The 24,116-nt window shown below is 68.6% G+C and carries 22 protein-coding genes; 8 read left to right on the plus strand and 14 right to left on the minus strand.

Annotation, left to right across the window (positions count from 1 at the left end; all coding sequences use genetic code 11):
* Positions 1-591: 591 nt before the first annotated feature.
* The 3 genes from JOD67_RS37745 to JOD67_RS37755 are packed head-to-tail and all read left to right on the plus strand — an operon-like array spanning position 592 to position 3,288.
* Positions 592-1,518 (plus strand): DMT family transporter, encoded by a 927-nt coding sequence (locus JOD67_RS37745; protein ID WP_205122447.1) that lies wholly within the window; start codon positions 592-594, stop codon positions 1,516-1,518.
* Positions 1,519-1,529: 11 nt separating this feature from the next.
* Positions 1,530-2,102, plus strand: coding sequence for a TetR/AcrR family transcriptional regulator (locus JOD67_RS37750; RefSeq protein ID WP_205122448.1), 573 nt, complete (start codon positions 1,530-1,532; stop codon positions 2,100-2,102).
* 52 nt (positions 2,103-2,154) lie between these two features.
* On the plus strand, positions 2,155-3,288 hold the full coding sequence (locus tag JOD67_RS37755) for a citrate synthase/methylcitrate synthase (RefSeq protein ID WP_205122449.1): 1,134 nt from the start codon (positions 2,155-2,157) through the stop codon (positions 3,286-3,288).
* Here JOD67_RS37755 and JOD67_RS37760 read toward each other — a convergent pair.
* The 3 genes from JOD67_RS37760 to JOD67_RS37770 are packed head-to-tail and all read right to left on the minus strand — an operon-like array spanning position 3,285 to position 5,734.
* Positions 3,285-3,809 (minus strand): hypothetical protein, encoded by a 525-nt coding sequence (locus tag JOD67_RS37760; RefSeq protein WP_205122450.1) that lies wholly within the window; start codon positions 3,807-3,809, stop codon positions 3,285-3,287. The two genes, JOD67_RS37755 and JOD67_RS37760, sit on opposite strands and share 4 nt — an antisense overlap.
* Positions 3,810-3,840: 31 nt before the next feature.
* Positions 3,841-4,470 (minus strand): hypothetical protein, encoded by a 630-nt coding sequence (locus tag JOD67_RS37765; RefSeq protein WP_205122451.1) that lies wholly within the window; start codon positions 4,468-4,470, stop codon positions 3,841-3,843.
* A gap of 58 nt (positions 4,471-4,528) precedes the next feature.
* Positions 4,529-5,734 (minus strand): citrate synthase, encoded by a 1,206-nt coding sequence (locus JOD67_RS37770; RefSeq protein WP_205122452.1) that lies wholly within the window; start codon positions 5,732-5,734, stop codon positions 4,529-4,531.
* 33 nt (positions 5,735-5,767) lie between these two features.
* On the opposite strand from JOD67_RS37770, the gene JOD67_RS37775 reads away from it, so the two are divergent.
* From JOD67_RS37775 to JOD67_RS37790, 4 genes are all read left to right on the plus strand, one after another.
* Complete coding sequence (locus tag JOD67_RS37775) at positions 5,768-7,162, plus strand: class II fumarate hydratase (protein WP_205122453.1); 1,395 nt, start codon at positions 5,768-5,770, stop codon at positions 7,160-7,162.
* A gap of 74 nt (positions 7,163-7,236) precedes the next feature.
* Positions 7,237-7,875: a hypothetical protein gene (locus JOD67_RS37780; protein WP_205122454.1), complete on the plus strand. Its 639-nt coding sequence runs from the start codon at positions 7,237-7,239 to the stop codon at positions 7,873-7,875.
* Between the two features lie 7 nt (positions 7,876-7,882).
* Complete coding sequence (locus tag JOD67_RS37785) at positions 7,883-8,836, plus strand: phosphotransferase enzyme family protein (protein WP_205122455.1); 954 nt, start codon at positions 7,883-7,885, stop codon at positions 8,834-8,836.
* Positions 8,837-8,850: 14 nt separating this feature from the next.
* The gene (locus tag JOD67_RS37790; RefSeq protein WP_205122456.1) at positions 8,851-9,438 is read left to right on the plus strand and encodes a GrpB family protein; all 588 of its coding nucleotides are present in this window, start codon (positions 8,851-8,853) and stop codon (positions 9,436-9,438) included.
* On the opposite strand, the gene JOD67_RS37795 is transcribed toward JOD67_RS37790, so the two are convergent.
* From JOD67_RS37795 to JOD67_RS37805, 3 genes are all read right to left on the minus strand, one after another.
* Positions 9,416-10,513: a dienelactone hydrolase family protein gene (locus tag JOD67_RS37795; protein ID WP_205122457.1), complete on the minus strand. Its 1,098-nt coding sequence runs from the start codon at positions 10,511-10,513 to the stop codon at positions 9,416-9,418. The two genes, JOD67_RS37790 and JOD67_RS37795, sit on opposite strands and share 23 nt — an antisense overlap.
* Before the next feature lie 24 nt (positions 10,514-10,537).
* On the minus strand, positions 10,538-11,947 hold the full coding sequence (locus tag JOD67_RS37800; protein WP_205122458.1) for a hypothetical protein: 1,410 nt from the start codon (positions 11,945-11,947) through the stop codon (positions 10,538-10,540).
* Positions 11,948-12,217: 270 nt separating this feature from the next.
* Entirely contained in the window at positions 12,218-12,916 is a 699-nt protein-coding gene (locus JOD67_RS37805) for an SDR family oxidoreductase (RefSeq protein ID WP_205122459.1), read from the minus strand.
* A 126-nt stretch (positions 12,917-13,042) separates the two neighbouring features.
* Between JOD67_RS37805 and JOD67_RS37810 the strand changes: the two genes are divergently transcribed.
* Positions 13,043-13,879: a hypothetical protein gene (locus tag JOD67_RS37810; RefSeq protein ID WP_205122460.1), complete on the plus strand. Its 837-nt coding sequence runs from the start codon at positions 13,043-13,045 to the stop codon at positions 13,877-13,879.
* A gap of 65 nt (positions 13,880-13,944) precedes the next feature.
* Here the strand turns inward: JOD67_RS37810 and JOD67_RS37815 are convergent, their stop codons facing one another.
* The 8 genes from JOD67_RS37815 to JOD67_RS37850 all read right to left on the minus strand — a co-directional run bounded on the left by JOD67_RS37815 (position 13,945) and on the right by JOD67_RS37850 (position 24,002).
* Positions 13,945-15,123 carry an ABC transporter ATP-binding protein gene (locus tag JOD67_RS37815; protein ID WP_205122461.1) on the minus strand — a complete coding sequence of 393 codons (1,179 nt, stop codon included), beginning with the start codon at positions 15,121-15,123 and terminating at the stop codon, positions 13,945-13,947.
* Positions 15,124-15,129: 6 nt separating this feature from the next.
* Positions 15,130-15,948: a carbohydrate ABC transporter permease gene (locus JOD67_RS37820; protein WP_205122462.1), complete on the minus strand. Its 819-nt coding sequence runs from the start codon at positions 15,946-15,948 to the stop codon at positions 15,130-15,132.
* A complete protein-coding gene (locus tag JOD67_RS37825) occupies positions 15,948-16,877 on the minus strand; it encodes a carbohydrate ABC transporter permease (protein WP_205122463.1) in 930 nt (309 codons plus the stop codon). The genes JOD67_RS37820 and JOD67_RS37825 overlap by 1 nt, the downstream gene beginning before the upstream one ends.
* Before the next feature lie 19 nt (positions 16,878-16,896).
* Positions 16,897-18,240 carry an extracellular solute-binding protein gene (locus JOD67_RS37830; RefSeq protein ID WP_205122464.1) on the minus strand — a complete coding sequence of 448 codons (1,344 nt, stop codon included), beginning with the start codon at positions 18,238-18,240 and terminating at the stop codon, positions 16,897-16,899.
* Positions 18,241-18,441: 201 nt separating this feature from the next.
* Positions 18,442-19,143 carry an aggregation-promoting factor C-terminal-like domain-containing protein gene (locus JOD67_RS37835; RefSeq protein ID WP_205122465.1) on the minus strand — a complete coding sequence of 234 codons (702 nt, stop codon included), beginning with the start codon at positions 19,141-19,143 and terminating at the stop codon, positions 18,442-18,444.
* A gap of 1,376 nt (positions 19,144-20,519) precedes the next feature.
* On the minus strand, positions 20,520-21,479 hold the full coding sequence (locus JOD67_RS37840; RefSeq protein WP_205122466.1) for a sulfotransferase family protein: 960 nt from the start codon (positions 21,477-21,479) through the stop codon (positions 20,520-20,522).
* A gap of 84 nt (positions 21,480-21,563) precedes the next feature.
* A complete protein-coding gene (phoH2, locus tag JOD67_RS37845) occupies positions 21,564-22,904 on the minus strand; it encodes an RNA 5'-3' helicase PhoH2 (RefSeq protein ID WP_205122467.1) in 1,341 nt (446 codons plus the stop codon).
* Between the two features lie 336 nt (positions 22,905-23,240).
* Positions 23,241-24,002, minus strand: coding sequence for an isoprenyl transferase (locus JOD67_RS37850; protein ID WP_205122468.1), 762 nt, complete (start codon positions 24,000-24,002; stop codon positions 23,241-23,243).
* Between the last annotated feature and the right edge of the window lie 114 nt (positions 24,003-24,116).

Raw genomic sequence — 24,116 nt, forward strand, 5'->3', positions numbered from 1 at the left:
CCAACCAGACCCCGCCAATGGGCCATCCGCGGGTGCGGTCAGCGCCGTGATCATGAACGTGATCATGAAGCCGAACCGGTCGTATACGACGGGTTGGCCTTCATGATCACGGACCGGGGCTCGGTTCTCTTGTGGCGAAGCTCTTCTGGGTTGGTGCTGTATTGGTGCGGTCCTCGATGAGAGCTCTCCTGTCGTTTGGTGCTCTTCGGGGTCTGTGGCGGCGGTCGATGGTGGTGGCCGGTCCGGGGCGCGTCAAGGGCGCCTCTCTGAGGGGCGCTTCGCGCATACGGAGAGAGGCGTCGCTTCGCGACCGCGGAGCGGCCCTTGACTCGCCCCGGCCCGGCCACCTGTTTTTCACGCGCCGCCCCTGCCCCCGGAACAGGTGTCCCGGGGGAGGTTCCTTCCTGTTCCGGTTTGCTGCCGTGCTTGGGTCGCCTGTTGGCCCCCGGCTTCTTGTGGCTCAGATGAAGCCGGGGCCGTCCCCTGTTTTTGAATGAAGGGCACCTTCATTCAATAGGTTCGTATGAAGGGTCCCTTCATTCAAACCCTTGGCGTGGAATGAAGTGGACACCGTGTCCAGTTAGAGTCTTCATGACCTTCCTCCTGCTCGTGTCTGCCCTGCTCGTCGGTGGGCTGTTGGCTGTCCAAACCTCGGTCAACCTGCGCCTCAACGCGGCGGTGGGGACGCCGTACGGGGCTTCGACGCTCCAACTCGGCGTTGCCGCGTTGCTGCTGCTCGTCGTCGCGGTCGCCACCGGTACCGTCGGCGCGATCGCGCACGTCGCGGACGTACCCGCCTGGCAGCTGCTCGGCGGCATCGCGAGTCCGCTCTACATCACCAGCGGGATCCTGCTGTTCCCGCGGCTCGGCGCGCTGGCGGCGGTTGGGCTGTTCGTAACCGGCCAGATCCTCGCCTCGGTGGCACTCGACCTGTTCGGACTCATCGGCGTCCAGCGCCAACCCGTCACGGCCGGCATCCTGCTCGGTGCGGTGGCGGTGATCGCCGGCATCACGGTGATCATCCGCGGGCAGTCCGCCTCTCCAACGTCAGCAGCGGCTCGGCGGCGGGTTGGCTGGATCGCGCTCGGCATCGTCGCCGGCGCCGTCCTCCCCGTCCAGGGCGCGGTGAACGCCCAGCTCCGGCAGACCGTCGGCGCGCCGATCGTCGTTGGCCTGGTCAGCTTCCTCGTCGCCACCGTCACGATCGCGCTCGTCCTGATCGTTCTCACCGCGACCCGGCGCACGCCGCCGCCGAAGCTCAAAGGCCTGAACAAGATGCCCTGGTGGGGCTGGCTCGGCGGTGCCTGCGCGGCGACGTATGTGACCGCGACGTTCCTGCTGATCCCGCAGATCGGGGCCGCGACCACGGTCGCGCTGACGGTCACCGGGCAGCAGCTGGCCTCGGCGGTCGTGGACCACTTCGGCCTGTTCCGGATGCCACAACGGCAACTCGCGCCGGTACGACTCGGCGGCCTCGTCCTGCTCCTCGCCGGCTCCGCGCTCGTCCAGTTCAGCTAGACATAGACCCCATGGAAGACCGACCGGAGCGCGCCGACGCCGCACGCAACCGCCGCCGCGTACTCGACGCGGCGAGCGAGCTGTTCGCGGAACGCGGCGCGCGCAACGTGACGATGGGCGACATCGCCGCGGCGGCGGGCGTCGGGCGCGGCACGTTGTACCGGCGGTACCCCGACATCGCCGCGATCGCCACCGCGTTGCTGGACGAGCACGAACGCGAACTGCAGGAGCAGCTGATCAACGGCGCACCGCCGCTCGGCCCCGGCGCCGAACCGGCCGAGCGGCTCGCCGCGTTCTACGCCGCGATGGTGCGGCTGCTGGAAAACCACGTCCACCTCGTTCTCGGCACCGAGGTCGGGCCGGCGCGGTTCGCGACGGGCGCGTACGGCTTCTGGCGGCTCCACGTTCGCTCCCTGCTCGTCGCCGCGAAGATCGACCAGCCCGACACGTTGATCGAACCACTCCTGGCCCCACTCGCCGCCGACGTGTACGACTACCAACGCCACGAGCGCGGCCTCACCCCCGACCAGATCACCGCCGGCCTGCAACAGCTCGCCGTGATCCTGCTCACTCGGCACGCTTGACATTGATTCCATCAACATTGACAACATGTTGCGGCGGAGTGACAGTCCAGGCATGACGCTCATCGACGTTCCGCCTGGTCTCGCCGGCGTCGCCGTCACCGACACGACGCTCGGGGACGTGCGCGGCCTGGAGGGCTTCTACCACTACCGGCAGTACTCCGCGGTCGAGCTCGCGACGACCCGTCCACTCGAGGACGTGTGGTACCTGCTGTACGAAGGCGCCCTGCCCACGCACGCGGAACGGGACGCGTTCGCCACCAAGATCGCGCCGTTCTTCGCGCTGCCCGACGGCGTACGCGACGTGCTGCCGGCGATCGCGACGTCCGGCAACCCGCTGAACGAGCTGCGCACCGCGCTCTCCCTCAGCGGCTCCGCGCTCGGCCTCCGCCCGATCTGGGACCTCGACGAGCCGCAACGCCGCCTCGACGCGCTGCGGCTCGCCGCCCAGGTGCCGACGCTGCTCACCGCGCTGCACCGGCTGCGCAACGGCGACCAGCCGATCGAGCCGCGCGCGGACCTGTCGTACGCGGCCAACTATCTGTACATGCTCACCGGCGAGGTCCCAGATCCCTTGCAGGAAAGGGCAATCTCGCGCTACCTGGTGTCGACCGTCGACCACGGCTTCAACGCGTCGACGTTCACCGCGCGGGTGATCGCCTCGACCGGAGCGGACGTCGCGGCCTGCATCGTCGGCGCGATCGGCGCGCTGTCCGGCCCGCTGCACGGCGGCGCGCCGAGCCGTGCGCTGGAGCTGCTGGACGCGATCGGCACGCCGGACCAGATCGAGCCGTACCTGCGGGCTCAGATCGTCGCCGGCGACCGGATCATGGGCTTCGGGCACGCGGTCTACCGCACCGAGGACCCGCGGTCGCGCATGCTCAAACAGACCGCGCTGGAGCTCGGCGGCGAGCGGGCCGCGTTCGCGGTGGAGGTCGAACGTCAGGTGCTGGCGCTGCTGGCGGAGCTGAAGCCGGACCGCAAGCTGTACACGAACGTGGAGTTCTTCGCCGGGGTCGTGATGGAGCAGTGCGGGCTGCCGCGCGAGATGTTCACCCCGACGTTCGCCTCGAGCCGCGTGATCGGCTGGACCGCCCACATCCTCGAACAGGCCCGCGAACGCAAGATCATCCGCCCCGCCGCCCGCTACACCGGTCCCACCCCACCGATGCCGATCCCGGCGGCCTAACGCGTCATCGTCGCGACGACCTTCGCGGCGAGGTCGCCGAGGGCACGGTCGCCGGTGACGTGCACACGGACGTGGATGAGGTCGCCCTTGGCGGGCTTGTAGGTCCACTCGACGATGCGCTCGGCGTTCGTCCGGAACCCGTCCTGAGCCACCGTCCGGCGAACGCACCTCATCCCGGCCAGCTCGGCACACGGCTCGCCGTCGTCGGGGAGACGGCGGAGGCCGAAGTTGCCGTCGTTCGTCACGATAATCCCGACGCCGCCTTCACCCACATCGAACGGGGCGCGAAGCTCGCGAGGAGGACCCGCCGGCACGGAGCCGAGCAGGCCGATCACGGATTCCTGGGTGTTGATCGGCCGGCCCACCTCGAGCGCGTGCCAGTCCGCCGGCGCGGTGAACCGCAGGTCGTCGAGCTCGAACTGACGCCACGGCGGCGAGGGCGCCGGCGGCGGCTCGCCACCGCCCGCTGTGCATCCAGCAAGCAGGAGCGTCAGCACGAGGAGGACAGTCAGCCGTCGCATATCTCGTAGACGCGGGACGCGGACGGAAGGTTCAGCCGTGTTCGATGATGTCGAGCAGGAACTCGGTCACGGACACCACGCCGGCCTTCGAGTTGCCGCCGGACATCTCGACGACGGTCATCCAGTCGCCGTGGCGGGCGCCGCCGTACCAGATCGGGACGCCCTTCACCGAGGCGCCGATCGCGAAGGCCTCGTCGCCGACGCCGCGGATGACCTGGGCGCCGCCGGCGCTGCGGCTCTCGGCCATCTCGACCGTGTTCGCGTGGATCGTGTCGTACCGCGTCGCCTTGGCCCGCGTGATCGACACCACGATCGGAACCGGCGGCGCGCCCTTGGTCTTCGTCGGCTTGCCGGTGCCGGCCCACACGCAGCTGGCGCTCGTCTTGCTCGTCCCCGGGCGCCCCTCGCGCACCGAGCGACCGAGGAACTCCCCGATCTGCTCCTGGGTGTACAGCTTGCACAGCCCGGCGGACGACGTCACGACCTTCGGCTCGTCCTCGTTCTCGGCCGAATCGTCGACCTGAGGCGGCTGGTCAGCGATCAACGGCTTGGAGACCTTGGTCGGCCCGGCCCGCGTCGCGCCGTACTCCTTCGGCTCCTCGACACCACACGCCGCAGCCGCCGCCACGAGCAGCACGACGAGCACAACCCTGCCCAGCATCGACTTCCCCCCTCGCCCGCAACGACCATAGCGGGCCGCCGCACGCCGGGAGAGCTGTTTACGAAGGCTTAACCGGCGGCCCGGTGTAGAGCGCCCGGGGTCGGAAGCGCTGCCGGTGCGGGTACTCCTCCAACGCGTGCGCGAGAACGCCCACCATCCGCGCCACCAGGAAGATCACCTCGCCCGACCCAGACGTGAACCCGGCCTTGACGCCGAACGAGGCCAATCCGAAGTCCACATTGGGCCGCGGACCGCCCTGGGCGCCGACCACGGACACCAGCCCGTCGATCACGGCGTCCAACGTTCCGCGCCGCCCCATCCCGCGCACCAAACCGAGCAGGACCTCCGCCCGAGGGTCGGTGCCGGTGTACACGGCATGGCCGAAACCAGGCAGCACCTCGCCCCGACGCAGCCGCTCCCCCACCACACGCGGCACGTCGTCCGCGCCCGCAGGCTCGAGCAGCAGCGCCTCCACCGCCGACGAGATCGCCCCGTGCAGCACCCCGCCGCCGACGCAGAGCCCGGTCAGGGCAACGAGGTACGGGTCTGCCCACACCGACGCGGCGATCCGGGCCGCCAACGTCGACGCCGGGAGCTCGTGGTCCATCAGCAGGATCAGCGCCGCGTTCATCGCCCGCAGCTCCCCGCGGCGCGGCTTGCGTGCGCACAACCGCGCCCAGAGCCGGGCCGCGACAGCGGTCGACGCGGGCTCGGACAGCTCGGGCAGACAGCCGATCGCGGCCGCGATCAGCGACCGCGCGACCTCGACCACGACGGCCGGGCGGCGGTCATCCCGGACGGGGTTCGTCGCGGCCACCGCCGCCACGATCACCCGCACCCGGTCGATCACCCGGGCCGAGGCGGGCAGCGCTGCCTGGGCGCGCCGGCCGACCTTCAACGCGACGGGCGACGCCTCCCACGGCGCCGGGGCGGGCAGGCCCCAGAGCAGGGCGGCGACGTTCTCGACCGTCGACGTCGCGGCGAGCTCCGCCGCGTCCTGACCGCGGTAGTACAGCCGCCCGGCGGGATCCAGCATGGTGAGCTCGGAGTCGATCACGACCTCGAGCGACCCGGCCCGCCCGCCGCGCCGCGTCCGCGCTGCCAACCGCTCGACCTCGAACCGGTCGAACCGCGACGAGCGCTTGTCGGGACCCCGATGCCGGGCGAGCACGCCACGGCTCACGTACGCGTAGAGCGTCTCCCGCTTCACGCCCAACCGCTCCGCCGCCTGCGCGGTCGTCAGCCAGCGCGAACCCTGGGACATAGAGACAGAACGTACCGGCATAAAGTCGGGGACATGGTCGAGGACGCTGAGTTTCGGATCGAGCACGACACGATGGGTGAGGTTCGGGTGCCCGTCTGGGCCAAGTACCGCGCCCAGACGCAGCGGGCGGTGGAGAACTTCCCGATCTCCGGCACCACGCTGGAGCGCCAGCACATCCGCGCGCTCGCGCTGATCAAGGGCGCCGCCGCCAAGGTCAACGCCGAGCTGGGCGTGGTCGACGCCGGCATCGCAAAGGCGATCCAGGACGCCGCGCAGCGCGTCGCCGACGGCGAGTTCGACGCGCACTTCCCGATCGACGTGTTCCAGACCGGCTCCGGCACGAGCAGCAACATGAACACCAACGAGGTCATCGCCACGCTCGCCTCGGAGTCGCTCGGCAGCAACGTGCACCCGAACGACCACGTGAACGCGTCGCAGTCCAGCAACGACGTGTTCCCCTCCTCGATCCACATCGCCGCGACGAACGCTGTCCTGAACGACCTGATGCCCGCGCTCGGCCACCTGAACGAGGCGCTCAGCCGCAAGGGCACCGAGTTCGCCGACATCGTGAAATCCGGCCGTACCCACCTGATGGACGCCACGCCGGTCACGCTCGGCCAGGAGTTCTTCGGGTACGCCGCCCAGATCACGCACGGCATCGAGCGCCTCAACGCCACGCTGCCCCGCGTCGCCGAGCTCCCACTCGGCGGCACCGCGGTCGGCACCGGCATCAACACCCCGCCCGGGTTCGCCGACAAGGTGATCACCGAGCTGGTCGCGGCCACCAGCCTGCCGCTCACCGAGGCGCGCGACCACTTCGAGGCCCAGGGTGCCCGGGACGGGCTCGTCGAGCTGTCCGGTCAGCTCCGGACGATCGCCGTCGGCCTGTACAAGATCGCGAACGACATCCGTTGGATGGGCTCCGGCCCGCGCACCGGCCTCGCCGAGCTGGCGCTGCCCGACCTCCAGCCGGGCAGCAGCATCATGCCCGGCAAGGTCAACCCGGTGATCCCCGAAGCAGCGCGCCAGGTCGTCGCGCAGGTGATCGGCAACGACGCCGCGGTGGCGTTCAGCGGTTCGCAGGGTGACTTCGAGCTGAACGTGATGCTGCCGGTGATGGCGCGCAACCTGCTCGAGTCGATTCGCCTGCTGGCCAACGTCAGTCGGCTCTTCGCGGACCGGCTCGTCGACGGCATCACTGCAAATGTTGAACGCTGCAAGGAGTATGCGGAGTCGTCACCTTCCGTCGTGACTCCTTTGAACCGCTACATCGGGTACGAAAACGCCGCCAAGGTTGCGAAAACCGCCCTCGCCGAACGAAAGACCATCAAGCAGGTCGTTCTGGAGCAGGGGTACGTCGACCGCGGCGATCTCACCGAGGAGCAACTCGATGCGGCATTGGATGTTTTGTCCATGACACACCCGTAATTGCCACTGTGGCCAATCTCGCACAATGATCCAAACCAGCGGCATCGTTGCGCATTGCTGCGCACAATGGCCCAATGCGCACCGAACTGTTCGCCGTGGGCGGGCTGCTCGGCGCTGGCGGCTTCTGTGTGGTGCTCGCTTCGTTGTTTCCCCAGCTCTACCGCGTGTGGTGGAGGCGTGGCGAGGACGCGTTGCCGTTGGTGGCCAGGCGGACCGGGATCTGGAGGTTCGCGAACTGGTTGTTCGCCGTGGGCGCGGGTCTCACCCTGCCTGGCATCGCCGGGCTGGCACGCGTCATCGACCGGCAGGAACCCGAGGGTTTCCTGCCGACGCCCTCGCTGATCATGTTCGCCGTGGGCTCCGTGCTGTGGTTGGCGAATCTCGCGTTCCGGCTGTCCGTGACCTCGACAGAGGCCGAGGCCTATCGCCACGGCGGGCAGATCGGCGACTGGTACGAACCGCTGTCGAACTGGGTCAGCGGGCTGTGGCACGCCGGCGCGATCCTGTGCTCGCTTGGCCTGGTGGGCTTCGGGGTTTCGCTGGTCATGACCGACCTGATGCCCTTCTGGGTCGGCTGGATGAGCGTCGGCGCGGGCGCGCTGATCGTCGGGCTGTTCATCCTCACCGACGGCGTTCCGCCCATCCTGTTGTACGTTCCGACCGCTATCTTTGGCGGCGTGATCCTGATGCGGCTGCTGTCAACCCCCGCCTGACAGCGCGATGAGCCTGCTCGCGCTGCTGTCCTCGTGGGACCTGCCGGCACCTTCCTCGGTGCGTGACGCGGCCCGCGGTACGAACAACACCATGCTGATCGTGGAGATCGGCTCGTCCTCGTACGTCCTGCGTGGGGTGCAGAACTTCGCGCTCGAGCAGGTCCTCGCCGAGCACGCTTTGCTGCGTGAGCTGTCCGCACTGGGGCTCCCGTTCGCCGTTCCGTCCCCGCTGCCGACTCCGGACGGTCGCACCGTGGTGTCGGACGGTACGGAGCTGGCGGCGCTGTTCCCGTACGTACCCGGCCGGCATCCGGAGTGGAAGCGGCCCGACGAGGTCGCCGCTGCCGCCTCCGCCCTGGCCGAGCTGGATCTCGCGCTCGCCAAGCTGCCGCTGTCGCTGGCGCCGACCGACTGGCGGCGGCCGTTCACCGAGATCCACCCGGCGGTGACGGACCTCGACGAGCTGATCGCCTCCCTACCGGCGTCGGAGGGCGCCGATTGGTTCGCCGAGCACGCGCACCCGACCGACGAGCAGCATCAGGTGCTGCAGGCGACGCTGCCGGTCCAGATCGTCCACGGCGACTTCGCGCTGTCGAACATCCTGCTGGCCGACGACGGCTCGGTGGCGGCCATCCTGGACTTCGAGATCGCGGGCGCCGACCTGCGCCTGGTCGACCCGGTGGCCGGCCTGCACTCCGTCCTCGCCTGGTCGGAGGACCGCGACGACGACGCGCCCGTGCAGGCGTTCGCTCGCGGCTACACCGCGCGCTGGCCGCTGTCGGAGCCGGAGCTCGCCGCCTTGCCGGCCGCGGTCCGGCACCGGGCCCTCGGCTCGGCGATCTGGCGCGCCGGCAAGTGGCGCCGTGGCCAGGCCACGCTGGAGGACGTCGTGGACCGGCTCGACGCCGGCGTTCGGCTGGAGTCCCGCACCGCCGCGTACTCCGTTGCCTGGTGGACGTAGGTAGTCTCCTCGGCATGTCTGACGCACCGCTCGATCGCACCCGTACCGTCTCCTCGGAGGAGGAGATCCGGGCGGCGACCGTGGGAGAGCCGAGCCGGCCGGTCGGTGGGCGGATCGTGCTGGCGGAGTACGACCCGGCGTGGCCGTCGTTGTTCGCGCGCGAGGCCGAGCGGATCCGTTCGGTGCTCGGCGAGCTGGTCGTACGGCTGGAGCACACCGGCTCGACCTCGGTGCCCGGGCTCGCGGCGAAGCCGATCATCGACCTGACGCTCGAAGTGCCAGACTCGTCCGACGAGCCTGCGTACGTCCCGCCGATGGAGGCCGCCGGCTACCTGCTGCGCATCCGGGAGCCGGACTGGCACGAGCACCGGTTGTTCAAGGGCCCGGACACGAACGTCAACCTGCACGTGTTCTCGGCCGGGTCGCCGGAGACCGAGCGGATGGTGCGGTTCCGGGACTGGCTGCGTGCGAACGAGGCCGACCGGCTGCTGTACGAGCAGACGAAGCGGGAGTTGGCGTCGCGGGACTGGGAGTTCGTGCAGAACTACGCGGACGCCAAGACCGGCGTCGTCGACGAGATCATGGCGCGGGCGCTGCGCTGAGCTGCCCGGTCAGCCAGGCCGCGGCGTCGTCCTGCATGGGTTGGTCGAACTTGTGCGGGCCGTCGTAGAACCTGCCCTCGTATCCGCCTGCTTCGCCGTACGCCGCCTGCAGCTTCGCGTGCGCCGCGCGCATACCGTCGGGCGTGAACAGCGGATCCTCGTTGTCGTACTGCACGAGCAGCGGCGACGGCGCCCGCGCGGCGGCGAGGTCGGGCCAGTCGCTGTGGCGGGCCCAGCCGGCGGGGAAGAACATCCACGTGTGCCCGGCGACGTTGTGGTCGAGCAGGCCCTCGTACGTGGACATCATCCCGACCACGACCGCCGCACCGATCCGTTCGCTCGTCGCCTGCAGCAGCGCCGACCGCGCACCGCCGCCGGACAGGCCGACGCAGCCGACCTTGCCGGCTTGCACGTCCGGCCTCGAGGCGAGGTAATCCACGGCCATCCGGTCCTCGGCCGCGACGACGCCGGCCATGCTGGCGCCGAGGAGCACGCAGTACTTCTCGACGAGGTTCTCGAACAGCCTGCCAGCGGCGTTCTGCTCGGTCACCTCGTCCGCGTCCGGCGCGATCACCTTCGTGTGCCGGCGGATCGACTCCGGCATCGTCTCGACCGGGAACCGGCGGCTCCCCCAGCAGAAGACGTCCGGCGCGAGCACCGCGAAGCCAGCTTTGGCCAACCGGTTGGCGAACGCGACGCCGCCGTACTGCTCGTTCCGGATCCTCGTCAGGTCCGGCGGAAGGCCATCGGCGCCGTCGACGACCTTCTCTCGGCCGTGGAACGTGTAGCCGTCGTGGCTGTGCAGAGCGACGACACCCGGCAACGGGCCTGTTGCTCCGGCGGGCTTGACGAAAGTAGCCGCTGTCCTGGGGCCGTAGCCGACCGACCAGGTCAGCTCCTCGCCCACCACGCCGTCGCGCTCCCAGGTCCCCTCAAGCCGGACGTCGGTCGGCAGGGTGTCAGGCCCGTCGAACCCCAACGCCGCCCGCACCCCGCCACCATCCCTGGCTGGCTGACGAGCACGAGCGGCGTCGACGAAGTCGGAGTACGGCCCCAGATCCTGGTAGGTCGCCATGCCCACGACGCTACTAGTCCAGGCTCAGCGGCCGAACTCCTCACTCACGGCGCGGAAGATGCGCTCCGGGCGGTCGGGGACGAAGTGGTCGATGCTCGCGAGGATCGGGCCGTTCCCGCCCCGGACGAACTCCCAAGGGCCGTCTTCCTCGAAGCCCGGGTCGGCGATCGTGAAGCCGACCGTCTCGAGGTGGTCGATGCCCACGTCGACGTACCGGCTCGACACGTCCCGCTCGGCTGTCAGCCGGAAGGCCAACCGGGCGGACGTCTTGCCCTTCAGGTACGGCGTGATGTCAACCGGGCCTTGCAGCCCCTTGCCCTGGATCCACAGTGCCCACGGCTCGCCGCGTACGTCCGACGCCCATACCTCCTCGTCGTCGACCAGCACGCGGAACTCGTAGTCGCCCGGCGCCGGCACGTTCGAGGTGAAGAGGCGGTAGTGCCAGAACGACAGCTCGTACCGCGGCGAGTCCGGGTCTACGACGACCGTCTGCCAGCCCTCGCCGTACGTCCCGGTCTTGGCGACCGAGTGGTACGGCGCGGCGAGCGACAGCCGGCCGGTGCCGTACATCGCGAGGTTCTCGCTGTTCGGCGTCGGCGCCCCGTCCACCTGCGTCCCGTACGCGACCACGCCGGCGATCTTGCCCTCCGCGGCATGCTCGACCCCGGCGCGCACGCACTCCGCCGCGTACGTCTCGGTCGGGCGCAGCTGCGAGGTGAGGAACCGGCCCGCGTACACGAGCAGGATGGTCTCGATCCCACGCGGCTCGGCCACCTCGCGGATCGCGTCGAGGTCGGACTTAACCGTCGACGTGACCTGCGTGTTGTGGTTGTGCCCGTCGAGGTACGGATACACGATGCCGTCGATGAACGGCCCGTACTTGTCCAGGAACTCCGGGCTCGTCGCGGCGCCCCAGTACGCGCAGGTCAGGAAGCCCAGGTCCGGGTTGATCGCGTCCTGGGTCTCGCGCATCTGCGTCATGTACTCGTGCGTGAACAGCTTCGCGTTCATGTCGAACTCGAAGTCGTCGATCGACCAGCCGATCAGGTTCGGGTACTCCAGCGAGAGCTCGGCGTGCGCGCGGGCCCAGGCGACGTAGTCCATGATGTACGGCCGCGACGCCCGCCCGTTGAGGTCGGTCTCGGACGGCGGCACGAGGTACGGGATCACCTTGAGCCCGATCTCCTGTGCGGCGGGGAGGAACTCCTCGCGGAGGTCGTCCCAGTCGGTGGCGGAGTCCCAGACGCCGTAGAAGTACGTGTTGGTGTTGAGCTCCTGGAGACGCCCGATGAGCCGAGGCGTGTCGATGTGCCGGTAGCCGTCGGAACGGGCCGTGGCCTCGCGGATCGAGGCACCGATCGTGTTGCCGCCGATCAGCGCGGCCTTGATGCCGCCGGCGGGGAGGTTGGCGCGGAAGCCTTCACGTGCGGGCATGACGTCTGACGTCCTCCGTACGAAATGCTGGAGATATCTATGCGGTTACAGAAGGACGCTAGCGACCACGCGCGGGGCTGACAACCCGTTCGGCGGCCGTGTCCGGCAAATAGCGCCGGTCATCGCGCGCAGCGCATCGCGCCCGGCTGGGCGTGGTGCAGGAGGAGCTCATATTGGTTATATGGGTGACGAGGTGCACCGCGTCCAGGCGGGATGCGAGGTGTCGCGCGCCAGGCGATCTTTGCCTGACACGGCCTGGACCGCTACGGGTCAGCTCGTCTGCTCCGCGAGGACAGCCTCCCAGGTGCGGTGGCCTTTCGCCGCTCCCGCGGTCGGGAGGTTGGCGCCGTCCCGGTAGGCGCGGGCGGCGTTGCCCGGCATCGGGAGGGACAGGATCGGCCGGCGCCGATGGGTGGCGCGCAGGTAGTCGCGGGCGAGCTCGTCCAGGCCGTACGACGTCGGGCCGGCGAGGTCGGGTACGAGGCCGGCGGGCGCGCCGAGGGCCAGTTCGACGAGCCGTTCGGCCACGTCCGCGGCGGCGACGGGCTGGAACCGGAAGCCGACCATCACAGGGACGACCGGGAGCTTCGCCATCGCGCGGACCATCGCGAGCATCGCCTCGTGGAACTGCGTCGCGCGGAGAGTGGTCCACGGCAGCCCGGACTCGGCGATCACCCGTTCGGCGGCCAGCTTGGTCTCGAAATAGCCGAACATCGCGCGGTCCATGCCGCTCTTGACCGGTACGCGGTCGGCGCCGACCACGCTGACGTACACCACATGCCGGACGCCGGCCGGCTTGGCGGCGTCGACGAGGTGGCGCGCCTTGGCGTCGTCGCCCTTGGCGGATCCGCCGAGGTGGACGACGGTGTTTACGCCCTCGACGGCTTCGCTGAGTCCGTCGCCGGTGGCCAGGTCGCCGACGACGTACTCGACGCCGTCTTTCGCGGGGTGGGCCTGCCGGCTGAGCACCAGCTCGCATGCTGCACAAACTGTGGGGTTCTGGTAGCAACACGCCGGCGTGTTGCTACCAGAACCCCACAGTTTGAGGCCACCTGACGCAGTGCTGGTTGGCTGATCGCGTGCGATAGTCGAAGGGTGGACGGTGTCGGAGCTTCCTACGCGGACCACCTGACCGAGCATGACCTCGAGCTGTTGGCGAAGCTCGGGGCCGCGGAGCTGCGGCGGCGGCCGGACCTGATACCGCGGGTGTTGTCGGACCGGCGCGTGTTCGAGAGCATCCTCGGCGCCCAGTCGAAGGCTGCCGCTCCGTTCCTCGGCGTCTCGCCGTTTCTGCTGTTCGCCGTGATCGTGCACAAGGCGGCGCACGATCTGTCGGAGATGACGTACGTCACCGAACGCACCGGGCTCCGCGAACGAGTCCCGGTCTTCGACGGGCCGCAGCTCGCCGACTTCCTCTCCGACGACGCGCGGCGGCTGCTGCTCGCGGAGCTGCTCGCCTCGTTCACGCGCATCGCCAGCGGTCGGTACCGCGTGCAGACGAGGCGGGGCTGGCGGTGGCGGAGGTACAGCGAGCTCGACCCGTTGCACCTGGCCGGGCTACTGGACAGCGCGAACGAGGCCGAGCGCCCCGGCATCTACCGAAGGCTCGGCGATGTCGCGCTGTTCCTCGCCGGCGTCTTCCCCGAGTACACCCAACGCCAGGCGCTGTCTCCGATCGACGCCGGCCGGCTGCTCCGGCTCGTGAAACGGCAGGAGCGCGCGAGGATGGCCGAAGCCCCGGCGCTGGAGCTGTTCGAGATGCTCGGCGCGGGCTGGTACCGCAACGCCTGGGACCTGGCCCCGATCCGTACCGAACGGCTGGCCGTCGTCGCCGACGTCGCAAGCAGGTTCCACCAGGCCAGACGCGTCCTCAACCACATCGCCGACCGCTACCTGTTCCCGATCGCCGAACGCCCCGAGCTCACCGGCTAGCGGCGGCTGCAAACCTGTGTGGCGGCCACGTGCTCAGCACGCGGCCGCCACCTAGCGCACGAAGCTCAGGCCGATGCAGCCGTGGCCTTGTTCGTCAAGTTGTCGCCCGAACGCGGGTCGAACAGGTGCATCCGCGTGAAGTCGACCCAGAAGTTCGCCGGTTCCCCCTCGCGGATCCGGCTGGCCGGGTCGAGGGAGATGATCAGCTGCGGCCGCATCGCCTCCATGTCGAGCTCCTGCGCCAGCGAGTCGACCTGCGCACGGATCTCCGCCGGCGACTCGTACGGCACGTACGCGTACTGCTCGTTGCCCAGCCACTCCGTCACGTCGACCGTCGCCTCGAACGTGTGCCCGCGAGGTTGCTTCGCCGCCTCGACGTACTCCGCGTCCTCGAAGTGCTCCGGCCGGATGCCCGCCACCAGCAGCTGCCCCGACAGCTCCGAAGCGTCAAGCCCAGCAGGCAAAGGCACCGTGGTGAACGGCAGCTTCACCTCGTTGCCCTCCACCGAAGCCGGCAGGAAGTTCATTGGCGGCGCGCCGATGAAGCCCGCGACGAACAGGTTGACCGGCTGCTCGTACAGCTCGCGCGGCGACGCGCACTGCTGCAGAATCCCCTTGCGCAGAACGGCAACCCGGTCGCCGAGTGTCATCGCCTCGGTCTGGTCGTGCGTCACGTACACGGTCGTCGTCCCGAGCCGCCGCTGCAGCCGGGAGATCTCCGTACGCATCTGCCCGCGCAACTTCGCATCCAGGTTGGACAACGGCTCGTCGAACAGGAACGCCGAAGCCTCGCGAACGATCGCGCGGCCCATCGCGACCCGCTGCCGCTGACCACCCGAAAGCTGGCTCGGCTTGCGCTGCAGGTGCTCGTTCAGCTCCAGCAGCTCCGCCGCGTTCTCGACCTTCGAGCTCACGTCCGCGTCGGACATCTTCGCCAACCGCAGCGGGAAGGCGATGTTCTCGTACACGGTGAGGTGCGGGTAGAGCGCGTAGTTCTGGAACACCATCGCGAGGTTGCGTTCGCGCGGCGCCTTGTCGTTCACGCGCTCGCCGCCGATGACCATGTCGCCGGACGTGATGTCCTCCAGGCCCACGATCATCCGCAGCAGCGTGGACTTCCCGCACCCGGACGGTCCGACCAGGATCATGAACTCGCCGTCGGCGATGTCCAAGCTGATGTCGTTGACCGCCGGGAAACCGTCCCCGTACCGCTTGACGATGTTCTTCATCTCAATGGCTGCCATGGCGTATCAACCCTTCACAGCGCCGGACGTCAGGCCGGCGACGATCTTTCGCTGGAAGAACAGAACGAGCACGATCACCGGGATCGTGACCACCACCGCGGCAGCCGCGATGGCCGCTGTCGGCTGGGTGAAGAAGGACTCGCCGGTGAAGAAGGCGAGGGCGGCGGGCACAGGTCTCGCGGCATCGGACGCGGTGAGCGAGATGCCGAAGATGAAGTCGTTCCACGCGAAGAAGAACGTCAGGATCGCGGCGGTGAACACACCCGGCGCGGCCAGCGGAACGATCACCTTGCGGAACGCCTGCCACGGTGTCGCACCGTCGACCTGCGCCGCTTGCTCCATCTCCCAAGGGATTTCTCGGAAGAACGCGGACAACACCCAGATAGACAAGGGCAAAGTGAACGACATGTACGGGATGATCAACCCGATCCACGTGTCGTACAGGCCGATGCTGCGCCACATGTCGAACAGCGGCGGCACCAACGAGATCGTCGGGAACATCGCGATCCCCAACGCCATCGAGAGAACGAGCCGCTTGCCCTTGAACTCCAGCCGCGCGATCGCGTACGCCGCGAGGGTCGCCAGCACCACCGACAGCACGGTCGCGATGAGCGAGATGCCGATCGAGTTGCGCAGTGCGCTGGTGAACAGGCCGGAGTCGAACACTGTCTTGTAGTTGTCCCACGTGAACTCCGCAGGGAAGAACTGCTTGTCCTGGTCGTCTGCCTTGAACGACAGCGAGATGATCCAGGCGACGGGCAGCAGCGCGTAGAGAATGATCACCACGCCGCCGAGGCCCCACCAGAGGTTGCTGCGCTTACGCATCACCCATCACCCCGTACTCGACCCAGGTCGACCTTGAACAGCTTGATGAAGACGACCGCGATCAACACCACTGTCAAGAACAGCAGCACCGACACGGCCGAGCCCAAGCCGACCGCTGTTCGGCTGATCATCTGTCTGTACGCGAGGAACGACACCGTCTCGGTGCCCTGCGCGCCGCTGGTCATGATGAACACGTTGTCGAAGATGCGGTAGGCGTCGAGCGTCCGGAACAACAGCGCGACCATGATGGCCGCCTTCATGTTCGGGATCGTCACCTTCCACAGCCGTTGCCACGGCGTCGCGCCGTCCACCTTCGCGGCCTCCTGCAGCTCCTCCGGAACCTGGGCGAGACCGGCGAGCAGCAGCAGCGACATGAACGGTGTCGTCTTCCAGATCTCCGACATGCAGATGACGGCGATCGACGAACCGAACTGCGCGAAGAAGTCGTAGTTCTCCAACCCGAACAAGGTATTGATGAATCCCGAGTCGGGCGCGAACGCGAACTGCCAGGCGAACGCGGAGACGACCGTGATGATCCCGTACGGAACGAGGATCGACGTTCGTACCGCGCCACGTCCGAAGATGATGCGGTGCATCACCATCGCGAGCGCGAAGCCGATGATGAGCTCCACGACCACGGTGATGATGGTGATCAGGACCGTGACGGCGACGTCGCGCCACCACAGACCGTCGGACAGGACCACCGCGTAGTTCTGGAACCAGACGAACTCCCGGGACTCCGGGTCGGTGATCCGATAGCTCTGCAAGGAGAGCCAGACCGCCTGGATCATCGGGTAGGCGGTGACGACGAGCATCAGAACGAATGCCGGCGCGCAGAGATACCAGGCGAGCCGCTGTTCGCTGCGTGCCCGGTCGCTCGCGCCGCCTCTGCGTACCGCCGGAGGGGCAGGCGTTGCCGTTGTGGTCATGCTTGTCCTCCCTTCGGCCTCAGAGAAGTCGCTCGTCGTGGAGCACGGCGACGATCAGATCCGCGGCAGACTTGGGCGTTCCGTCTCCCACTCCAGACTCCGGATGCCAGGTACGCTGCACGGCTTCGGTGATGTCCGGGTAGTACGGCGTGACCGGACGCGGCGCGGCGTCGTCGACGGACTGGCGCAGCAGGTCGGCCATCGGGAACGCCTTCTTGACGTCGGCGTCGTCGTACACGGACTCGATGGTCGGGAGCAGACCCTCGGCGAGCGTGTAGGTCTTCTGGCTCTCCGGCGAGGTGATGCACTTGACCGCCTCCACCGCGAGGTCCGGGTGCTTGGTGAACGCACCGATCGCGAGGTCGATGCCTCCGAGCGGCGGCCTGCTCTCCTCGCCCTCGGTGACCGACGGCCATCTCGCCCAGCCGATGTCCGCGCGGAGTTCGTCGTTCGCCGCCGCGAAGATGAACGGCCAGTTCGTCATGAAGCCGCCGTTGTCCGCGGCGAACCCGGCCTGCGTCGTACCCTCGTCGGAGTTGCTCAGGTCGGCCGCCTTGGCCGGCGAGTCGGCGAGCAGCTTGACGACCTCGGCGGCGCGCTTCCCGGCCTCGGAGTCGAGGGCAGGGCGAACGTCCTTGCCCGCTTCGGGATTCTCCAGGATCTCGCCGCCCGCCGACATGATCAGCGAGTTGATCCAGACCATGTAGCCCTCGTACCGCTTGCCCTGGACCTGCACCGTGGTCTTGGTCTGCTCGGCCGCCTCGATGACCTGCGCCCAGGTGAGCTGGGCGTCGGGGCCGATGTCAAGGCCGGCTTGCTCCGCGACCGACTTGCGGTACCAGAGCACCTGGGTGTTGGTGTTGAACGGGACGGCGTAGAGGTCTTCCTCCCACTGCGCGGCCTCGAGCGGGCCCTCGAGCATGCCCTCGGTGAGGTCTTGACGTTCCTCGTCGGTGAACGGCCTGACGAAGTCGGCGTTCGCGAACTCGGCGAGGTACGGGACGTCGAGGCTCATCAGGTCGATGCCGGAGTCCTGCGCCGCGAGCCTCCGGACGAGCTGCTCGCGCTGGCCGGTCGACTCCCGGGGCAGCAGCGCGGTGTTGATGCGGTACTTGCCGTTCGCCTGCGTGGTGCAGGTCTCGGCGAGCTTGGCCTGCGTCCCGTTGTCCGGGTTGATGTACCAGGTCAACGCCGGCGGGCCGGTCTGGCTGCTGCAGCCGGCGAAGGCGCTGGCGGCCAGGAGCGTCGCGACGCAGAAGACCGCTCCCTTGCGGCGGTGGTGTCTTTGGGGTGGGCGGGCCGGTGCTCGCGCGTCGGCCGATCTGTGCGTCCGTTCCCCGTTGCCCTGACCTTTGCTATGCACCGTGTGCCTCCCCGGTCGCGTCAGCGCGTAGGCCATTGCCTACGCGCGGTAGCTCGTGGTCGGTCCAAGTTACGCCCGTGTGAACTCATCCTGTCGATCTTTGCGAAATCCGCAAGACTTTCCAGCGGCGCGGCGCGTTACTAGAAGATCGTGAGATCTCGCACCGAGTCCCTACCCTCTCGGGTGGCGTTTCAGTACGTCTCAGTACCAGTGATTGCGCTGCCAGAACGACCAGGCGCCACACGGGGTGCCGTACCGGTTCTCGATGTACCAGAGGCCCCACTTGATCTGGGTGACCGGGTTCGTGCGCCAGTCGTCGCCGAACTTCGCCATCTTGCGGCCGGGCAGGGCTTGGGCGATGCCGTACGCGCCGGAGGATTTGTTCTCGGCCAGGTGGTTCCAGTTGCTCTCGCGCCGCCACATGGGCACGAGGCAGTTGTACTGACGTTCGCTCCAGCCGCGCTCGATCACGAGCACCTTGGCGATCTCCTTGGGAGTGCCCTCCGCGAAGACCCGTTCCTTGTCGCGGCTCGCGCGGTCGATGGCGCGTTGGCGTTCGATCCTCGTCCGGTCGAACGAGGCCACGCCGCTGGCGGCCTGGGGCTCCTCGAACGTGACGGCAGTGCTCGCCTTGGCTGCGGTGGTGCTCTTGTCGTCCTGCTTCTTCTGGTCGGCGAGGCGGGCCCTGGTGGCGGAGGTGAGGGGTCCGGGAACCTTGATCTGGTCGGCGAGGAGGGTGTTGTCCTGGGCGAGCTGCCCCTTCGCGGTGGCGACCACCGCGGCCGTGACCCCGACGCCGGCGACGCCGACGCTCGCACAGGTGACGGCGGCGAGGGTGGGCTTGAGGCCCTTCCTGCCGAGGTCGAGGGAGGGGAGCTTCGGGAGTGCGAACCGCGGCCCCACGGGGCGCGCCTTCACCTTCGCCGAATGGCGCCCAGGTGCTCTATGCCTGCCTGGCTGCCGCGACGGCACCCTTACCTCCAGACGTCGCTCGTCCCCCGGATGAACACGGACTGTATCAAGACGGTAACGCTGTGCTCACGCGGGGATGGCGCGTGTCGGGCCGGCTCTCGAAGGGGTGGAGAGAGCGCAGGGGAATCTATAGCGGGCATCTTGGTCATCCGTCCAGTACCTGGAGGCGGGGAACGCGAAGGGTCTGTGGCCGAGTCCGGACCAGTCCCGCAGGTCGGGAACTTCAGGGGTGAAACGGCCCTTTTGGCGCGGTTTTCCTTGGCTGATCGCGGCCGCTGCGAGCTCTCCTGCCAGGCGGGATACGCCGCCGCCCGCCAAGAGTGGGAGCGCTCTCGGGCTGCGTCACTCGACGTGTGCCAGCTGCCGTCCTCTTCCCGCGAGCTGCCTCGGAGCGATCGAGCTCTGCGGATCGTGGGGTTCTGCCGTTCGCTCTCCGGCAGTGGGTGCTCCGCCTCGTCATCTCGTCCGCCATTGTCCGGTCGCGGCGGCTGATCGACTCCCTGCCAGCTCCTTGGCGCCGTCACTCCCCGTCGACCAGCTGCCGTGCTCACTCGTGCACGCTCGGCGGGTGTGGGTGCTCCGCCTCGTCATCTCGTCCGCCATTGTCCGGTCGCGGCGGCTGATCGACTCCCTGCCAGCTCCTTGGCGCCGTCACTCCCCGTCGACCAGCTGCCGTGCTCACTCGTGCGCGCTCGGCGGGTGTGGGTGCTCCGCCTCGTCATCTCGTCCGCCAGTGTCCGGTCGCGGCGGAGCGAGTAAAGGGCGCCGCGGCGGCTTCGCAGACGGGCAGCGTCGCTTCGCGACCGCTGCGCGGCCCTTGACTAGCTCCGCCGCGACCGGAAAGGCGCATGGACGAGATCGACGTGGCGCCTGATCGACTCCCTGCCAGCTCCCCCGCGCCTGTCACTCCCCGTCGACCAGCTCGCGCCAACTCTCGCCGCGCCCCATCCCCTTCGCCACCACTCCCGCTGGTTGGATGAAGGGCACCTTCATCCAATAGGTTTGGATGAAGGTGCCCTTCATCCAACGCACTTCCCCTCCACTGGCCGCCGAGCTGCCCCGCCACGTTCGGAGGGCGCTCGCAGGCGGTGGGAACGCCCCTTTGATGGGCAATGACAGGATGCGGGATCAGCTGATCGCTGTCCACAACTTGCCCGACTTCACCTACCGAAACGGGGTTCGGAGCGCTGTTGCAACGTTGGAGAACCCCAGCCCAGTAGGTGAAGTGGGCCCCTGGTTTGAATGAAGGGCACCTTCATTCAATAGGTTCGAATGAAGGTGCCCTTCATTCGAACCGAGCGGGGGCGCTACTCGTAGCCCATGGCGGGGATGACTTCCGCTAGTGCCTGCTCGATCCGGGCGCGGGTCTCCCCATCGAACTGGTCGTTGCGGTGGTTGAGGCTGCGCGGCACGAAGGTCGCCGCGGTCTCGACGTCCTCCAGCCCCACGTTCGCGAAGAGCGCCTTCCGCTGGGAAGGCCAGTCCGCCGCCAGGTCCTCGGCCTTGACCTCCACGTATCGCTGCGAGTCGAGCGAGGCCGTCGCCTTCCACGAAAGCCAACGGTCGTAGATCGGCAGCAGCCAGGCGAGGGCGCCGTCGACGGTCGAGGGTGCCCAGGACTGGTCGAGGTGCGACGCGAGCACCGCGATCGGGTGGCGCTTGATGTGGACGATCGTCGCCTCGGGAAACAGCTCCCACAGGAAGTCCATGCACAGCAGGTTGAACGGCGTCTTCTCGCACCAGATCGGCTTCCCCGCGTCCGCAGCCGAGCCGCCGAACATCGTGTCGACCGCGCGACGCAAGATGGCGATCAGCTCAGGACGGTCCTTGAAGTACCGAGCGACCGCCACCCGGTGACTCAGCTCCTCGAACGGCCCCGCCGGCCAGGAGGCATGGCGAGACCCCGCCGCCCCCACGGGCTCGTCGAACGTGGACACGACGAGCTCCGACCACAGCCGGCCCACCGCGTCCCAGTAGTGCCGCTCGCCGATCGCCTGCGGCGCGGTGTGACCGCGATCGAAGTCCATCCGGCCGGGCACGCGCACGGTGAGCACGTCGTGAAGCCGACGAAGCGCGTCGTCCGCGACGTAGTTGTCGTACCGAACGGTGAGCGCGTCCGCCAGATCCCGCAAGCCGCCCGGGTCCACGATGAAGTGCGTCTCGATCGGCACCCGGTGGATCAGCGGGTGCCCGCCGAGTACGTCAGCAAGCTGCGACGTACCCGACCGACCGGTGCCGGCGACGAAGATCCGTGTCGGACTGTCCATGGCGACAGAGTCAACCCGCACCCCAGCCGACCTGCCAACCCAATAAGGCGCCCCTCCCGGACCCGGAAGGGGCGCCAAATTGCCCTAGAGGGTGATGTCCTCCAGCATCTCCGTCACCAGCGCCGCGATCGGAGAACGTTCGCTCCGAGTCAACGTCACATGGGCGAACAGCGGGTGGCCCTTCAGCTTCTCCACCACGGCCACTACGCCGTCATGCCGGCCGACGCGCAGGTTGTCGCGCTGTCCCACGTCGTGCGTCAGCACCACCCGCGACCCCGAGCCGATCCGCGACAGCACCGTCAAGAGCACGTTGCGCTCCAACGACTGTGCCTCGTCCACGATGACGTACGAGTCGTGCAGCGACCGCCCGCGAATGTGCGTCAACGGCAACACTTCGAGCATGCCGCGGTCCATCACCTCGTCGATCACCTCCGACGACGTGACCGCACCCAGCGTGTCGAAGACAGCCTGGGCCCACGGCTGCATCTTCTCCGTCTCCGACCCCGGCAGGTACCCGAGCTCCTGCCCGCCCACCGCGTACAACGGCCGGAAGATCACGACCTTGCGGTGCTGCCGACGTTCCATCACGGCCTCGAGCCCCGCGCACAGGGCCAACGCCGACTTGCCCGTACCTGCGCGCCCGCCCAGCGACACGATGCCGATGTCGGGGTCCAGCAGCAGGTCGAGCGCCACCCGTTGCTCGGCCGAACGGCCATGCAGGCCGAACGCCTCGCGATCTCCACGTACCAGGCGGATCGTCTTGTCCGCAGTCACGCGCCCGAGCCCGGATCCCCGCGACGACAGCAACACCAGCCCCGTGTGGCAGGGCAGTTCGGCCGCGGCGCCGTGGACGAGCGAGCCCGAGGAGTACAGCTCGTCCAGCTCGTCCGGCGACACGTCGAGCTCGACCATCCCGGTCCAGCCGGTCTCGACCGGGATCTCCGCGCGGTACTCGTCAGCCGACAGGCCGACCGCGGAGGCCTTCACCCGGAGCGGCAGGTCCTTCGACACCAACACCACGTCGCGCCCCTCGGCCGCGAGGTTCCGTGCGACCGCGAGGATGCGGGTGTCGTTGTCGCCGAGCCGGAAGCCGGCCGGCAGCACTTCGGCATCGGTGTGGTTGAGCTCCACCCGGATCGTTCCACCAGCGGCACCGATCGGGATCGGCTCGTCGAGGCGCCCGGCGGACACCCGCAGTTCATCCAACAAGCGCAGGGCGGAACGGGCGAAGTAGCCCAGCTCCGGGTGGTGCCGCTTGCCTTCCAGCTCGGTCACGACGACGAGCGGGATCACGACCTCGTGCTCGTCGAAACGGGTGATGGCGTGGGGGTCCGCCAATAACACGCTGGTATCCAACACATAGGTTCTGCGACCCGAGGGGGTCCGCGACTTACGACGTACGGGGTTCCGCGTCGAGGTAGCCATGCTTCCGTCCCCTCGAGCCCGCGGCGCGCACCCTGCGCCGCAAGTGCCCTTTGCGCGCTAGGTGTGAGACCGAGACCAAGCCCGAGGGCCGGGTGCCGGCCCTCCCGCCACAGGTCGTACTGACCCTGGGGCGACCTGCGCGCTCATTCCTCGCCCCGCCTTGCGGTGCTTGGATCGAGCTCGCATCGATGGGCCTCCCGAGCGGCCGGCTATCTATCCGACTCGCCACTTATGACGGTACGACGGTTCTGGGCATCCGAACAGAGGACACGCACGACCGCGTGGTGAACAGCGTGTAACGCCAGGCGTGGGAACGGTCGCCTGACCAGGTATTTGTCAGAGGCCGTAGCGCCGGTTGCGGACGCCGTACGAACGGATCGCCCGCAGGAAGTCGACCTTGCGGAAGTCCGGCCAGAACGCTTCGCAGAAGTAGAACTCGCTGTACGCGCTCTGCCAGAGCAGGAAGTCCGAGAGCCGCTGCTCGCCCGACGTTCGGATCACCAGGTCCGGGTCGGGCTGGCCCCTCGTGTACAGGTGCTCGGCGATGTGCTCGACGTCGAGCACCTCCGCGAGCTCCTCGATCGTCGTCCCCCGCGTCGCGTGCTCCTGGAGCAGCGACCGGACGGCGTCGGCGACCTCGCGGCGGCCTCCGTACCCGATCGCGACGTTGACCAGCAGGCCGTCGACGTTCGCGGTGCGTTCCTCCGCACCCTTCAGCATGTGCGCGAACGCCTCCGGCAGCAGGTCGCGCGCTCCCACCGGATGGATCCGCCAGCGCCCGCTGTCGGCGAGCTCGCCCACGATCCGGTCGATCACCGAGAGAAGCGGAGCGAGGTGTTCCTCGTCGCGGGTGAGGTTGTCGGTGGAGAGCATGTAGATCGTGACGACGTCGACACCGAGCTCTTCGCACCAGCCGAGGAACTCCGGGATCTTGTCCGCGCCGGCGTCGTAGCCGTACTCGACGTTCCCGCCGACCGAGCGGGCCCAGCGCCGGTTGCCGTCGATGACCACCGCGACGTGTCGAGGAATCCGATCGCTCGACAGCGACGCGATCAGTCGGCGTTGATAGAGCCGGTAGAGCAGGCCGGACAAGGCCATTCGCTCGGGTCACCTCCTCGACATGCCAGGACTGAGGCTACCGGCGCGCACCGCTCCACCGCAGCGGGCGCGGGGCCACGAGTCAGATAACGGTCCCTGGCGCCGCCTCAGCGG

This window comes from Tenggerimyces flavus (genome assembly GCF_016907715.1).
In the GTDB taxonomy this organism is placed as follows: Bacteria; Actinomycetota; Actinomycetes; order Propionibacteriales; family Actinopolymorphaceae; genus Tenggerimyces; species Tenggerimyces flavus.

What these genes read in the sequence shown, in the direction of transcription:
- JOD67_RS37745 (WP_205122447.1), top strand. Translation starts at nt 592, where the DNA reads ATGACCTTCCTCCTGCTCGTGTCTGCCCTGCTCGTCGGTGGGCTGTTG.
- JOD67_RS37750 (WP_205122448.1), top strand. Translation starts at nt 1,530, where the DNA reads ATGGAAGACCGACCGGAGCGCGCCGACGCCGCACGCAACCGCCGCCGC.
- JOD67_RS37770 (WP_205122452.1), bottom strand. Translation starts at nt 5,734, where the DNA reads ATGTCCCAGGGTTCGCGCTGGCTGACGACCGCGCAGGCGGCGGAGCGG.
- JOD67_RS37775 (WP_205122453.1), top strand. Translation starts at nt 5,768, where the DNA reads ATGGTCGAGGACGCTGAGTTTCGGATCGAGCACGACACGATGGGTGAG.
- JOD67_RS37785 (WP_205122455.1), top strand. Translation starts at nt 7,883, where the DNA reads ATGAGCCTGCTCGCGCTGCTGTCCTCGTGGGACCTGCCGGCACCTTCC.
- JOD67_RS37825 (WP_205122463.1), bottom strand. Translation starts at nt 16,877, where the DNA reads ATGACCACAACGGCAACGCCTGCCCCTCCGGCGGTACGCAGAGGCGGC.
- JOD67_RS37820 (WP_205122462.1), bottom strand. Translation starts at nt 15,948, where the DNA reads ATGCGTAAGCGCAGCAACCTCTGGTGGGGCCTCGGCGGCGTGGTGATC.
- JOD67_RS37765 (WP_205122451.1), bottom strand. Translation starts at nt 4,470, where the DNA reads ATGCTGGGCAGGGTTGTGCTCGTCGTGCTGCTCGTGGCGGCGGCTGCG.
- JOD67_RS37800 (WP_205122458.1), bottom strand. Translation starts at nt 11,947, where the DNA reads ATGCCCGCACGTGAAGGCTTCCGCGCCAACCTCCCCGCCGGCGGCATC.
- JOD67_RS37840 (WP_205122466.1), bottom strand. Translation starts at nt 21,479, where the DNA reads ATGGACAGTCCGACACGGATCTTCGTCGCCGGCACCGGTCGGTCGGGT.
- JOD67_RS37850 (WP_205122468.1), bottom strand. Translation starts at nt 24,002, where the DNA reads ATGGCCTTGTCCGGCCTGCTCTACCGGCTCTATCAACGCCGACTGATC.
- JOD67_RS37780 (WP_205122454.1), top strand. Translation starts at nt 7,237, where the DNA reads ATGCGCACCGAACTGTTCGCCGTGGGCGGGCTGCTCGGCGCTGGCGGC.
- phoH2 (WP_205122467.1), bottom strand. Translation starts at nt 22,904, where the DNA reads ATGGCTACCTCGACGCGGAACCCCGTACGTCGTAAGTCGCGGACCCCC.
- JOD67_RS37795 (WP_205122457.1), bottom strand. Translation starts at nt 10,513, where the DNA reads ATGGCGACCTACCAGGATCTGGGGCCGTACTCCGACTTCGTCGACGCC.
- JOD67_RS37815 (WP_205122461.1), bottom strand. Translation starts at nt 15,123, where the DNA reads ATGGCAGCCATTGAGATGAAGAACATCGTCAAGCGGTACGGGGACGGT.
- JOD67_RS37755 (WP_205122449.1), top strand. Translation starts at nt 2,155, where the DNA reads ATGACGCTCATCGACGTTCCGCCTGGTCTCGCCGGCGTCGCCGTCACC.
- JOD67_RS37790 (WP_205122456.1), top strand. Translation starts at nt 8,851, where the DNA reads ATGTCTGACGCACCGCTCGATCGCACCCGTACCGTCTCCTCGGAGGAG.
- JOD67_RS37760 (WP_205122450.1), bottom strand. Translation starts at nt 3,809, where the DNA reads ATGCGACGGCTGACTGTCCTCCTCGTGCTGACGCTCCTGCTTGCTGGA.